This window comes from Acinetobacter lwoffii (assembly GCF_024129685.1).
GTDB classification, from domain to species: Bacteria; Pseudomonadota; Gammaproteobacteria; order Pseudomonadales; family Moraxellaceae; genus Acinetobacter; species Acinetobacter lwoffii_X.
In genome coordinates this window covers 1-11,186 of record NZ_JAMXXL010000053.1, presented here as the reverse complement: position 1 = coordinate 11,186, position 11,186 = coordinate 1, and the positions used below count along the sequence as shown (strand labels likewise).

The 11,186-nt window shown below is 38.5% G+C and carries 15 protein-coding genes; 8 read left to right on the top strand and 7 right to left on the bottom strand.

Translation table 11 applies throughout. The features are described from left to right. Positions 1-191 precede the first annotated feature (191 nt). The gene (gene repM, locus NI464_RS15240; protein ID WP_253139441.1) at positions 192-1,130 is read left to right on the top strand and encodes a replication initiation protein RepM; all 939 of its coding nucleotides are present in this window, start codon (positions 192-194) and stop codon (positions 1,128-1,130) included. Between the two features lie 13 nt (positions 1,131-1,143). Here repM and NI464_RS15235 read toward each other — a convergent pair whose 3' ends face one another. Together NI464_RS15235 and NI464_RS15230 are read right to left on the bottom strand one after the other, a co-directional pair. Continuing rightward, complete coding sequence (locus tag NI464_RS15235; RefSeq protein ID WP_180012225.1) at positions 1,144-1,482, bottom strand: hypothetical protein; 339 nt, start codon at positions 1,480-1,482, stop codon at positions 1,144-1,146. Between the two features lie 46 nt (positions 1,483-1,528). After that, positions 1,529-2,053 carry a plasmid replication DNA-binding protein gene (locus NI464_RS15230; protein ID WP_180012223.1) on the bottom strand — a complete coding sequence of 175 codons (525 nt, stop codon included), beginning with the start codon at positions 2,051-2,053 and terminating at the stop codon, positions 1,529-1,531. A 585-nt stretch (positions 2,054-2,638) separates the two neighbouring features. Here NI464_RS15230 and NI464_RS15225 point away from each other — a divergent pair. From NI464_RS15225 to NI464_RS15210, 4 genes are all read left to right on the top strand, one after another. Then, the gene (locus NI464_RS15225; RefSeq protein ID WP_228277153.1) at positions 2,639-3,028 is read left to right on the top strand and encodes a hypothetical protein; all 390 of its coding nucleotides are present in this window, start codon (positions 2,639-2,641) and stop codon (positions 3,026-3,028) included. Next, positions 3,025-3,726, top strand: a complete 702-nt coding sequence (locus NI464_RS15220; RefSeq protein ID WP_253139438.1) for an IS1 family transposase — start codon at positions 3,025-3,027, stop codon at positions 3,724-3,726. Before NI464_RS15225 ends, NI464_RS15220 begins: the two co-directional genes overlap by 4 nt. Positions 3,727-4,001: 275 nt before the next feature. After that, positions 4,002-4,313 carry a BrnT family toxin gene (locus NI464_RS15215; protein WP_004728473.1) on the top strand — a complete coding sequence of 104 codons (312 nt, stop codon included), beginning with the start codon at positions 4,002-4,004 and terminating at the stop codon, positions 4,311-4,313. Then, positions 4,276-4,590 (top strand): BrnA antitoxin family protein, encoded by a 315-nt coding sequence (locus NI464_RS15210; RefSeq protein WP_005098941.1) that lies wholly within the window; start codon positions 4,276-4,278, stop codon positions 4,588-4,590. Before NI464_RS15215 ends, NI464_RS15210 begins: the two co-directional genes overlap by 38 nt. Positions 4,591-4,658: 68 nt before the next feature. Here the strand turns inward: NI464_RS15210 and NI464_RS15205 are convergent, their stop codons facing one another. Beyond that, the gene (locus NI464_RS15205; RefSeq protein WP_005098939.1) at positions 4,659-5,180 is read right to left on the bottom strand and encodes a hypothetical protein; all 522 of its coding nucleotides are present in this window, start codon (positions 5,178-5,180) and stop codon (positions 4,659-4,661) included. 110 nt (positions 5,181-5,290) lie between these two features. On the opposite strand from NI464_RS15205, the gene NI464_RS15200 reads away from it, so the two are divergent. From NI464_RS15200 to NI464_RS15190, 3 genes are all read left to right on the top strand, one after another. Then, positions 5,291-5,698 (top strand): hypothetical protein, encoded by a 408-nt coding sequence (locus NI464_RS15200; protein WP_253139435.1) that lies wholly within the window; start codon positions 5,291-5,293, stop codon positions 5,696-5,698. A gap of 13 nt (positions 5,699-5,711) precedes the next feature. Beyond that, a complete protein-coding gene (locus NI464_RS15195; RefSeq protein WP_005098935.1) occupies positions 5,712-6,038 on the top strand; it encodes a hypothetical protein in 327 nt (108 codons plus the stop codon). Positions 6,039-6,123: 85 nt separating this feature from the next. Next, a complete protein-coding gene (locus NI464_RS15190) occupies positions 6,124-6,342 on the top strand; it encodes a hypothetical protein (protein WP_228260134.1) in 219 nt (72 codons plus the stop codon). A gap of 665 nt (positions 6,343-7,007) precedes the next feature. Here NI464_RS15190 and NI464_RS15185 read toward each other — a convergent pair. Genes NI464_RS15185 through NI464_RS15170 form a run of 4 tightly spaced genes read right to left on the bottom strand, consistent with a single transcriptional unit; the run spans position 7,008 to position 10,011 of the window. Then, positions 7,008-7,313 (bottom strand): hypothetical protein, encoded by a 306-nt coding sequence (locus NI464_RS15185; protein ID WP_180012215.1) that lies wholly within the window; start codon positions 7,311-7,313, stop codon positions 7,008-7,010. Beyond that, complete coding sequence (locus NI464_RS15180) at positions 7,310-7,609, bottom strand: hypothetical protein (protein ID WP_253139433.1); 300 nt, start codon at positions 7,607-7,609, stop codon at positions 7,310-7,312. The genes NI464_RS15185 and NI464_RS15180 overlap by 4 nt, the downstream gene beginning before the upstream one ends. Next, positions 7,593-8,315, bottom strand: a complete 723-nt coding sequence (locus NI464_RS15175; protein ID WP_180012213.1) for a MarR family transcriptional regulator — start codon at positions 8,313-8,315, stop codon at positions 7,593-7,595. Before NI464_RS15175 ends, NI464_RS15180 begins: the two co-directional genes overlap by 17 nt. Before the next feature lies 1 nt (position 8,316). Continuing rightward, a complete protein-coding gene (locus tag NI464_RS15170; protein ID WP_253139430.1) occupies positions 8,317-10,011 on the bottom strand; it encodes a type IV secretory system conjugative DNA transfer family protein in 1,695 nt (564 codons plus the stop codon). Positions 10,012-11,186 lie beyond the last annotated feature (1,175 nt).

The window sequence follows — 11,186 nt, the reverse complement described above, 5'->3', positions numbered from 1 at the left end:
TTCGACTAGAAAAAGTTACCACTTCGACTAGAAAAAGTTACCACTTCGACTAGAAAAAGTTACCACTTCGATATATTAACAATCCATCTATCTTAAAGTAGGTTGACAATCTGACTAGTTGATTATATCTTATACGCTATCAAGACAACAAAGCCCTAGTAATGAAAAAACAAATTTTAAAAGGTAAAAATATGGGTAGTCTTGTAGTAAAAGATAACGCGCTTATTAACGCCAGCTTTAAGCTGGATGTTGTCGAGCAACGACTTATCATCTTAGCCATCACAGAAGCTAGAGAAACTGGCACAGGCATCACTTCTGACAGCCATCTCACTGTCCACGCTTCAAAATACATCGAGACTTTTGGTGGAGAAAGGCAGGCTGCATATAAAGCTCTAAAGTCTGCGTCCGAGACGCTTTTTTTCCGTTATTTTTCCTTTGTTTCTTTGCATGAGAAGGGTGTAAAGCATCATCGTAGCCGATGGGTGAGTGATATCGCCTATCAAGACGGCACAGCGAGCGTAGATATCCGCTTTTCTCCTATCATCGCTCCGTTGATCACACGCCTAGAAAAGCACTTTACGAGCTACGACATCGAGCAGATAAGTCACCTGACAAGTAAGTATGCAATACGTTTATACGAGCTTTTGATCGCATGGAAAAGCATCGGAAAGGTAAGCTTTGACTTGGAAGATTTTCGAGACAAGATCGGCTTAGACGCGACTGAATACCGTACGATGAGCAATTTTAAAAAATTTGTCCTTGATGTCGCTGTGTCACAGATCAACAAGCACACGGATATCACAGTATCCTACGAGCAGAAAAAAAAGGGGGTTCGTGTATCAGGATTCGATTTCCGCATGAAAATGAAGCCTACACAGAAGAAGCCCCAAGCCCGTGATCCTGATACACAGGATCTCTTTGAAAAGCTTACAGACGCTCAGAGACATCTTTTCGCTCACAAGCTTTCAGGCCTACATGAAGTTGGTAGCGAGTATGCAAAAGTAGGTGAGTCCACAGAGGACTTTACAAGAAGACTTGCTGATATGCTTCTAGATGAAGCTCAATTTCGAAAATTGCACCCTCTTCTTATAAGTGTGGGCTTCCAACCACCAAAAAAAACAGCCCTTTAAGGGCTGTTTTTTTTTATCGACCAAGCTCTCGATTGAACTCGATGCATGTAGCAAAAGCATGATCGAAAATTTCTCGTGTAATCTTCTCTTTTGCTTCAGGAGTCGCTTTTATCGGTGCTTTAAAAGCCACATCGATGACTCCTTCTCTATATACCCAAGTGTAGTCAGTACCGTACTTTTTCTTCGCGTCAGCATAAAAAACTTCTTTTGAAACACCTGCTTGTCGTGCTCGACTAGCGTGAACAGCAGTTTCACCTGCAGGAGTACACTCTCGCATAAGGGCTTCATCCGTCATCGCACCATGTGCAGAAAAAGTCAAAAAGCACAAACTTGATAAAATTATCTTTTTCATTCTTCACCCTCTTATAAGTTATTATATTTTATATAAAAGTTAAAAATTAGCTATCAAAAACTGCACCTAACACACGTCCTAAAAGTCCTTTTCTATGTCTTTTTAACTCCATGTCCGTTTGCTTTTCCCTTGCATCCTCTGACGTTTCTGTGATTTTTGGCTCACTAAGGAGTTCTGGTTGGTCTTGGGCAGTATTCTCTTTCTTGATACTTACATCTGCTGGCTTTGGTGCAGAAAGTAAAGTTTGCAAAAGGTGAATGCTTTGATCTTTAGTCGTGATTTGATCCTTTAAAAAGATTTCATTTTCTTCTAACTTTTTTATCTGTTTTTCAAGCATTTCTACCTGTAACCGTAAGGTGTAACTCTCTGTCTCTTTTTCTGTAACCTGTTGCTGTATATGCGTTACAGGCACTCCCCTATCAGAAGGCTCACCAAGTACACGTAAGGCTTCCGCAAAGTCTATCAAGCCATCCGCAGACTTAGATAGTTCTCCTTTTTTTATACGCTTATAGATACTTTGCCGATTGATCCCGTAAATTGTTGCAAGCTCTCCCACCCTCATTTTTTTCATAGGTTACACCCCCGTAACTTGCTGTAAGACGATGACAGAAAGGTTACTGTAACCCTGTAAATTTGGTCAATGTTTATTATTTATACATAGCACTAAAAAAACCGTAATTGAGCCGTTTTTTCCTGCCGAATGGCTGAGGATACTGTTTACGCTGGCTAATGAAAAAAATCGAAATATGGTGAATAAATCGGCATATTGCGTGAATGATCCACTAAAAAGCCCAGTTTGTTCAAACTGGGCTTTTTAGTGGATCTCAATATGTTGATTTAATTCAATTTCATGAGTGCATTTCGTATAAGGTGTATTATGTTAATTTTAGGAAATCTTAAGCTTTAGCCAACATAATCTTCAGTTGATATTACTTGAGCATATGCAAATTCAAAAGCGGCCATTAATGTTGCATGGACATGACCAGCAGGTACTTTAACGCCATTAAATTCCAAGTCAGCTCTGGCCCTAGAATCATTTTTTTAACTTTCCATAACGAAGAATAAAAATAACTCAATGTTTACTTTAGGTTTTATACGCTTTTTCTTTTCAGGAAATAATGCTAGGATCAAAATTGGCTAACATTAAATAATCATAATGAAGAATCTTCAAATAGTTATAGCACAAGCTCTACATTCATATGAATTTGAACATATGGAGCAATCAATAAGTAAATCCATTAGCGACACTATATTGGAAATATTGGTCAATGATGGGCCTTTTGAAAAAATTGATTGTTATCTGTATTCAAAAAAAGATTCTAAAAAAATTCTAAAAAGCTCTATACACTATGTAATTGCTGTCTTAGAAAGGGCGAAGTATAGAGTACAGAAAGCTCAGCAAGATAATCTGAGTCCTTTGTATATCTGCTTATACGTGATTAAGAAAATTGAGGGCTTTATCGAATACTTAAATACTAAATTTTGGTGGTGTTTCAAAAAGTATGCTGAAAAAAACAATATGGCTTTTGATAAAATAGAGGTATGAAAATAAAGCTACAAATCAAATGTCCTACCTGTCTAAGTAACAATATAAAGAGAAATGGCATCAAAGTAGATGGGAAACAAAACCATCAATGCAAAGATTGCAAACGTCAGTTTATTGGTGATCATGCATTAAGCTATCAAGGATGTAACTCAGGTATTACCGGCAAGATATTACATTTAATGGTCAGAGGAAGCGGTGTAAGAGATATTGCTGAAGTCGAGCGTATCAGCATTGGCAAGGTATTACGAACCTTAAGTGAATCGATCTATCAGATTCAGCCTAAACAAAGCCACTACGAATGTCTTGAAGTCGATGAACTTTGGACTTTTGTAGGGAATAAGAAAAATAAACAATGGCTTATTTATGCCTACCATCGAGAATCTGGAGAAGTTGTTGCTTATGTTTGGGGTAAGCGGGATTTAGCAACGGTTCAACGTCTTAAAGCTAGACTTAAAAAGCTTGGGGTTCAATATGCTGGAATTGCGAGTGATCACTGGGATAGTTTTATCACAGCATTTCAATGTTGCAAGCAAGTGATCGGTAAGTTTTTTACCGTCGGTATTGAAGGTAACAACTGTAGAATTCGTCATCGAATCAGGCGTGGATTTAGGAGAAGTTGCAACTTTTCTAAAAAGCTCGAAAATCATTTTAAAGCCTTTGATTTGACTTTCTTTTACCTTAATAACGGATTTGTTTAACGCCAGCATACTTTTTGAAACACCACCTAAATTTTAACTGTGAAAGCCTCCATTTAACATAATGGCGGTTATACGAAGTACACTTGTATATTAATATAAATATCAAATATTTAATAAAACAAGAAAAATCCAAAAATGCCCAAAAAGCCGATTTTGAAACAAGTCGGCTTTTTTATGTTCGATTCTGTAAGCTTTTGCCAATAAAAAATGGAAGAACTTTGCAAAATTTACAATTTTGTATTAACATTTTTATATTAACAAAAAGCGATGCAACTATGGAAATTGAGTTTTCATGGGATGAGCATAAAGCAGATACAAACCTCAAAAAACATGGTGTAGCTTTTGAAGATGCAACATTGGTTTTTTATGATGCTTATGCCGTCTTCAAACAGGATCGCTTTGAAAATGGTGAATATCGTTGGCAAGCGATAGGTCTCGTACACGGCCAAACAGTTTTATTAGTGGCTCATACTGTACAAGATCATAATGGGATTGATCATATCCGTATTATTTCCGCACGACAGGCAGAGAAAAAAGAGAGGAAACAATATGAGCAAAATCGTTACCTACAAAATGGATTTGAATAAGTCTCCTGTTTTGTCTGAAGAACAAAAGGCAAGACTCGAAGCCCTGGCTAAACGCCCAGACAGTGAAATAGACTTTTCGGATATTCCTGAACTTGATGAAAGCTTTTGGAAAAATGCAGTTCAAAATCCGTTTTATAAGCCAACTAAACAAGTGACAACTGTTCGCATTGATGCCGATGTTATGCAGTGGTTAAAGGCTCAAGGTAAAGGCTATCAGACACGAATGAACAAAATTCTGCGTGATGCTATGTTGAATGATTTGAAAAATCATCCATAAAGAACGAGAACTAAGCCTTGTTCTTTATGAAGTAATATTAAGCCTGTAGATTTAAAATGACGAATAAGTTATTTTTTTAATTTTTCAATACTTCCAGGTAAAGCGAATCTTGGAGGACAGTAATCAGGTAGCTTTTCACCTAACTTCATTTTTTCATCATCAAAAGCTATTCCTGAAAATTGTAAAGACTCACCTAATCTATAAAGCTCTTTTGATTTAATATTTTTTAGACCTATCACCTTATTATAATTATCGAAAAAGACCTCATATTGTTTAGGTATGACTAGAGTATGCATAGTTTCTCTATCACCTCTTACTATGATAGATAAGCAATTATTATGAAGAGTTAAATTTCCTTGAAAGATTGCTTCTAGTTGAGCTAAATTTGGATCAAACCTTACATCTTTAGCTAAAATAAAAAATTGCTTATAGTCGCTTTTCATAGGTTTGATATTAGTATTTTCAGCGGATACTGATGGATCGATATTGGATTTATTGTTGCTGTTATTGATTTCATTAGTATCGAAAAAACAGCCATTTAGAAAAAACAAACTGAATCCTAAAATATAAAACTGAATTTTCATGCTCATGTTTTCCTCCTACCTATTTTTATAAATTTTTATACAATTCATGACCAAATTATTCTGATATGGTTTGTTTTAATTACCCTAGCATTAAATACTCATACAGGTTTCAATATATGAAAAAATTTGTATTTTTCTTAGTCAGTCCGCTTGTAGCCTGTAGTCCAATTACAGAAAAAATTGATTCAAATGTAAGTATTCCACGCATCAAATACACAGGTGGAGCAGATAATGCAAGTTATGGTGAAGCTAAGCTTATTAGGGAAGGCAAATGTTTATACCTACAACATACTGATGGCTCTAAAGTTCTGCCAATTTTTGCTACGAAAACTATAAATTGGGATAGTAAAACTCATAGTTTAAAAGTAGATTCAGATACTTATTTTCTGGGTGATAAAGCAGCGTATGGAGGGGGACAATCTTACCCTTTAGAAAAAAACAATTATTCCTGGATAACAGAAGTAGATAATAGCTGTGATATCTCACAAGTTATCGTTATTAATAAACTCATAAGGCCAATTTAACAGAACTATCAAAATGAAGAATAGCCTATTTTACTGTCTTGTATTATTTCTACTTATAGGATGCCAGCCATTTGAAAAAACTGGATATATTTCTATTAAAAATCAGACTGATTACCCAATTACCGACCTTAAAATAACTTATATTAGCGCTCAAAAAACTTATAGTTTAGGTACTCTTTATCCTTATTCAGAATATAAATACGCCATTAATTATGAGCATCATAATGAGGATTCGATAAAACTTTCATACCTAGATAAAAGTGATAAAAAGATTAATCACGAAGTAGCTCCTTATGTAGCTAAATATGATAAGAAAAACTATGGCATAACTATTAAATAATGTGATTTGACAACACAAACGTAAACTGGACATTAAAGTCCTAAACTTTAACAATATAGTTGTAAACAAAGAGAGATTAAAAAAAATGTCAAATTTTACAGAAGCATATATTCCAAGTTTTGGATATGGTTGGTATAACGAATCTATTTCTTATGATGCTTTAACAGGTGTACATAAAAATCTATATGCAAAAACAGATCAAAAAGCTACTAATGGCAACCAACGAACAGATAATTCAAGTAACCCAAGTGGGTATCGTGTTAGAGCAGGGTTTGTTGATCCTAAAAGTGATAAAAGATTTTAGAATGTATCCGGTACACACTATGAAACCCTAGATAATGGGTGAGCTGTTTCTCAATACACATCTGCAAAAGATTGCAATTTTAAATTTGGGCAGTTTTTATAAAATCTTATGAAAAAGAATAAAATTCTATTAATAGTTCTTGTGGTTGGTATTATTGTTTTAGGTATTGTAATTTTTATAAAATCTCAAGCAGTTACAGAAACAAAAAGATTGGGTAACGGTGAAAATACCAACCATAATGAAACGAGTTCATCTTCCAAACCATCTATCTAGTTTCCTTTGAAGAAGTTTTACCAATTTGGAAAGGCTAGGTTTACAACTATATTGTAAAAAACCGCTATTTTTCTAAACTGAAAAATCCATTGAGTTTAGAACTGTAATGTGGATTTATTCAATTAGATTTGATGTAAGTTGTTGATTTTACATTTTGCCAGTTTAAGACATTAATGTAAAAAGACAAATAAATATATGTTTTAAATAGAATTTATAGTTAGTAATTTAACATAAAATCTCTTATACGAAATTCTTATGTTAGAAACCATTTTAATTGGTGAATAACATCTTAGCTCGATGCTTTCAGCGTAGGCTTGAGCCTACACTGGAAGTCGAGCCACTTGCGCCACCCCACTTTAAAAAATGCTCCCATAGAAGCAGCGCAAGTACCGCTAGCCCTCTAAGACATATCCAGAATCAACAGCCCAAGTTTCGCCAAGCTGTGCTCCCTCTAGCAAGCTGTCTCGATCAAAAAAATGCAGTGTGTCAAAAAACATCTTTCGAGCATCTTCAACCGTGCCATGCCCACCTTGGACGTAGTCCTTCGGCCAGTCTTCATTTTTTTGCTCATTTTCCCAAAGCGCTTCTTTGGAAAAATTTGCACTGACATAGATCGGCGTGTAGTCATATGTTCCACTCAAAAGAGCTTGAAAAACAAGCTCTTTGGGGCAATCTGGTGCGAGTGTGAAAGTTGTCATAAGTCCTCTGTGTGTACTAGATATGGCTCGATCTCGGCCATCTTGATGATAAAAGAAAGGGCTGTCATGGCTTGATCATCCAAGGAGTCTATGAAAGTCCGTACCGTCCCCATGTCCGCTTTTTTTAGGTCGGCAAAAGAGCTTTTAAAAAGCTCTACATCCATAGATGCGATAGAAAGAGCAAGATCAAAAGTATGATCTAAATCTTTGAAAGCCACGCCACCTAAGGCTTTACTAAAGTAGTGGCTAAAAGCGTGTACCTTAAAAAATAGATTTTCTTCAAAAGTTCTTTGCATATTCCCCCCATCCCTCATAAGTCACAAAGTGGAATCTTTTTCTAAAAGAATCATTTATAGGGCGAATTTTTCCATCCACAAACATCGTCTCGATCTTCAGAAAAAGACGCTCAATTCTTGGGCAAATCCTTTCAGGACAGATATATACGACTTCTTGGACAGTCCCATCGACAAGCATCTGACAATACTGACTAAAAATTCCCTCATATCGCTTAGGTGTCTTGACTCTCCTTTCGATCTCAAGAGCCACTTTTCGACCTCTTGGGGATACTCCGAAAGCATCTGGTACTTGAAGCCAAGTAGAACGCTCTGTAACTGCTTTTCTTCTAAGCTCACGCCCTCCTAGCCACTCGATCCATCCCAAATGGATCGCCTTAATCCTTGCACGCTGTACGTCAAGGTCATGCTGTAAAGTGATCTCAGAGACTCGATTGAGATCAAAGTGCGTGTATTCACCATCATCTGTGGCCTCAAAAGCTCCAGTAGGAGTCAAGCCCCAAAGAGCAGGACTTCTATGGTCATCCTCGTGAGATCTGTTCACCTCAAGTAAAAGCCCGCGGGTTTTCAGACGCTGAAGTGATCTAGAAATGCTTGTTCGAGTTACACCTAAACGCTCCCCTAAAAGCTTCCTAGTACTAAAGCCTTCACATCTCAAAAAATTCAGGATGATCATCTCTTTCTCATCCTTACGAGTGATCTGACTCATATCAATATCCCCCCTCTAAAATTAGCTCTTTTGTATCGAATTTTTCACTTTCATCTTCTCCAAAGTCTTTCACTGTGATGGCTTCATAGCTTTTTGTGACTTGAATCGGGGCGATAGATACTTTTTGAGGAAGTCCCTGTCCAAAGACGACCCCCACACCTCTAGGCAGATATAAAATTTCGTTTTCATCGTAGAGGTAGCTTTGCTCTTGGCTGATCCTGCGCTCTTTGACCTTTTGCGCTAGGCCAAGCGTCTTATCGACCTGTCGGCTCTCAACATCCACCAAAATTTTCCCCGATTTACGTGCAAAAAGCTCCGCAGTCTCAGGACTTTGGACTCTGTAGACGATTTTAAGGGGTGAATTTTCAAAGACTGCATCGATGACAGTTTCAGGCTTTAGATCACTTGGGCAGTCTCTTAGATCACCAAGGCTTTGATGTGCCATAAGTACATGAAGCCCTTTATCACGTGCAGCACCCAAAGCTTCGAGCGCAGTCTTTGAGATGTGATACTTAAGCTCATCCAAAACGACGAGGATCTTTTTAGGCGTACTTTCTATACGATCACGAATTTCTGTTTGCTGTATAAGCCAGACTAAAAGTATCTTTTGGATGCGGATGATGCGGGAATTTCTCATCGATCCGACGATGTAAACAACCCCCGCTTTTTGTACGACGCTCAAAAGGGAAAGTCCCAGTTTTGCGTTGATCGATGGAGTACGGGCTAGCTCTGAAAATTTTGCTTTAAATCCTTCAGCTTTATCCATCATTTTGCTATGGGCTTTAAAGATGCTTTGAGGTGTATCTCCTACCTCAAAAAGTTCAGAAATGCTCCACGCCATATCTCGGTCTGCTAGCTTGTAGTAGTCGGAGGCTTCTCCTTTCTCTCCAAGCTCAAACCCCGCAACTAAAAGCTCCTCAAGCTGATCTTGATCACACCCTTCGAAGATCGAAAATTGTGGCTTTTTTTTCCGTAAGTCGATGTAGTAGTAAGGCAACCCCGCATCATCGGCCGCTTTTTTGGCTTGGGCTGCCCCATATTCGTCGTCTTTCGGATCAAAGATAAAGCAAGGCTGACCTGCCAAAGCACACTGAGCGACGATCGTCCCGATGGCTCGACCTTTCCCTGCGCCCGAAGTCCCGACTATTTGGCAGTGAGGCAGGTCACCTTCCCAGTAGATCGGCTCGCCTTTCTCATCGAGACCGAGAAAGAAACTGCCCGCTTTATAAAAATTTTCAGGGTTAAAAGATGGTGCACTTTGCTTTTTTTCAGCTTCCTTTGCGACTTCTCGTACATCCGTCAAGTGATCCCTTTCTGTCCCTGCTTTTTTAGTGAAGAAAAACAGAAATTTTTCTGTAAAAGGTACATAAAGACGCTCAAGCAAAGCTATTACAAGCATCCCAAGCACCAAAAACCCGCCATGAGCAAGGGCGTCAGACCATCCTGCTTTACCAAAGAAAAAAGCTACGCCCCAAGCGATAAAAAAAAGGCCATTTGTCCCGAAAAAAAGAAGTTTCAGAAAGCCTGGAAGCTCTTCGCCCTCTTTTTTGAAAGTCATCCACCCGTAAAAGATCATCCCTAAGATCAGCGCTAGGGCAAAGCGGAAAGGATGTGAGAAAAAGACTTCTAGAGCCTGAGATATCTCAGGGATGAAAAGCAAGATAAGGACAAAGACAGCAAGTAAGAGCCATTTCATATAGGTCTCATATATTTGGCACAGTGTATGGACACAGTCTATGATCAAAAAAAAATCATTTCAATAAAAATATTGTTATTTTTCAATGAATTAAAACATTGACCGAAAATAATATGAGTTTTTAAGCGGATGTAAATGCCATTTTTTAGGTGAAGCCAGTTGATGCCGTGACCGACCGCCCCAAGCGGTCGCAAGCTCCGAAGGAGTGCGAGCGAAAGCGAAGCAGCCTCGAAGCCCCAGCGAGAGAGGCCGTGGGGGAGCCGCAAGGAGTAAGCGTCGAGCAAGCGAAGCGAGCCGAGATCTTACTCCGCAGTGGGGGCAACGCCACCCCCGTCGAAGCGAAGCGCACGACCACCCTCTTTCGGTGAAGCAAGTCGGGGAGTTCTTTGCGTAGCGAAGAAGCTCCCCACTTGTCAGAAAGGGGGTGGTCGTGCGCCGCAGGCGCGCAGACGGGGGCTTCGGTGTAGGTAAGATCGCCCTAGCGATCTAGCCAACCCGTCCCGAACCCTTTCGGGCTAAAACCCAGCGATAGCGCAGGTTTTAGAGGGTAGCGTAGCGGTGGCGTTACCGTTTAAGTCACAAACTCAAGTCAATCAAGTGTGTCTGACTACTGTGTCTATCTACTGTGTCACCATTGTTTCAGTCTTTGGACACAGTATATTTTTCAAAAAAAATATTTAAGCGAGTGTCTACGAGCTGACACAAAGAAAATTTGCGCCTCGACCCTCTGAAAAACCGTTTTTAAAATATTTTGCATCTAGAAAATTTTTATTTTTTTCACTGGCCTTTGTGTCTAGACGAGCGAAGCGAGCATAAAGCTTCTGAGCGTAGCGAAATCATAGTCGCTTTTGCTTTTGCTTTTTTTGTCTAGAACTATTTTTGCTAAAACTGCCCCCAAGCAAGTCGGCTTGTCCGACTTGCACTAGAGTACGAGCGAAGCGAGTACATAGGGCAGTTTTCATACCCTGCTTTTGATAGTGATTGGGCTTTTAATTATTTTTAATGCTTTTAAATGCTTTTAGACAGGCTGAAATGCAAGCCTAGCAAGCTATACAGAGGACATTCGACTAGAAAAAGTTACCACTTCGACTAGAAAAAGTTACCACTTCGACTAGAAAAAGTTACCACTTCGACTAGAAAAAGTTACCACTTCGATATATTAACAATCCATCTAT

Bases quoted from the DNA above. Each gene is read 5' to 3' on its own strand.
- NI464_RS15235 (WP_180012225.1), bottom strand. From the start codon at position 1,482: ATGAAAAAGATAATTTTATCAAGTTTGTGCTTTTTGACTTTTTCTGCA.
- NI464_RS15210 (WP_005098941.1), top strand. From the start codon at position 4,276: ATGAGCAAAATCGTTACCTACAAAATGGATTTGAATAAGTCTCCTGTT.
- NI464_RS15215 (WP_004728473.1), top strand. From the start codon at position 4,002: ATGGAAATTGAGTTTTCATGGGATGAGCATAAAGCAGATACAAACCTC.
- NI464_RS15185 (WP_180012215.1), bottom strand. From the start codon at position 7,313: ATGACAACTTTCACACTCGCACCAGATTGCCCCAAAGAGCTTGTTTTT.
- NI464_RS15230 (WP_180012223.1), bottom strand. From the start codon at position 2,053: ATGAAAAAAATGAGGGTGGGAGAGCTTGCAACAATTTACGGGATCAAT.
- NI464_RS15190 (WP_228260134.1), top strand. From the start codon at position 6,124: ATGTCAAATTTTACAGAAGCATATATTCCAAGTTTTGGATATGGTTGG.
- NI464_RS15200 (WP_253139435.1), top strand. From the start codon at position 5,291: ATGAAAAAATTTGTATTTTTCTTAGTCAGTCCGCTTGTAGCCTGTAGT.
- NI464_RS15195 (WP_005098935.1), top strand. From the start codon at position 5,712: ATGAAGAATAGCCTATTTTACTGTCTTGTATTATTTCTACTTATAGGA.
- NI464_RS15205 (WP_005098939.1), bottom strand. From the start codon at position 5,180: ATGAGCATGAAAATTCAGTTTTATATTTTAGGATTCAGTTTGTTTTTT.
- NI464_RS15220 (WP_253139438.1), top strand. From the start codon at position 3,025: ATGAAAATAAAGCTACAAATCAAATGTCCTACCTGTCTAAGTAACAAT.
- NI464_RS15170 (WP_253139430.1), bottom strand. From the start codon at position 10,011: ATGAAATGGCTCTTACTTGCTGTCTTTGTCCTTATCTTGCTTTTCATC.
- NI464_RS15175 (WP_180012213.1), bottom strand. From the start codon at position 8,315: ATGAGTCAGATCACTCGTAAGGATGAGAAAGAGATGATCATCCTGAAT.
- NI464_RS15225 (WP_228277153.1), top strand. From the start codon at position 2,639: ATGAAGAATCTTCAAATAGTTATAGCACAAGCTCTACATTCATATGAA.
- repM (WP_253139441.1), top strand. From the start codon at position 192: ATGGGTAGTCTTGTAGTAAAAGATAACGCGCTTATTAACGCCAGCTTT.
- NI464_RS15180 (WP_253139433.1), bottom strand. From the start codon at position 7,609: ATGCAAAGAACTTTTGAAGAAAATCTATTTTTTAAGGTACACGCTTTT.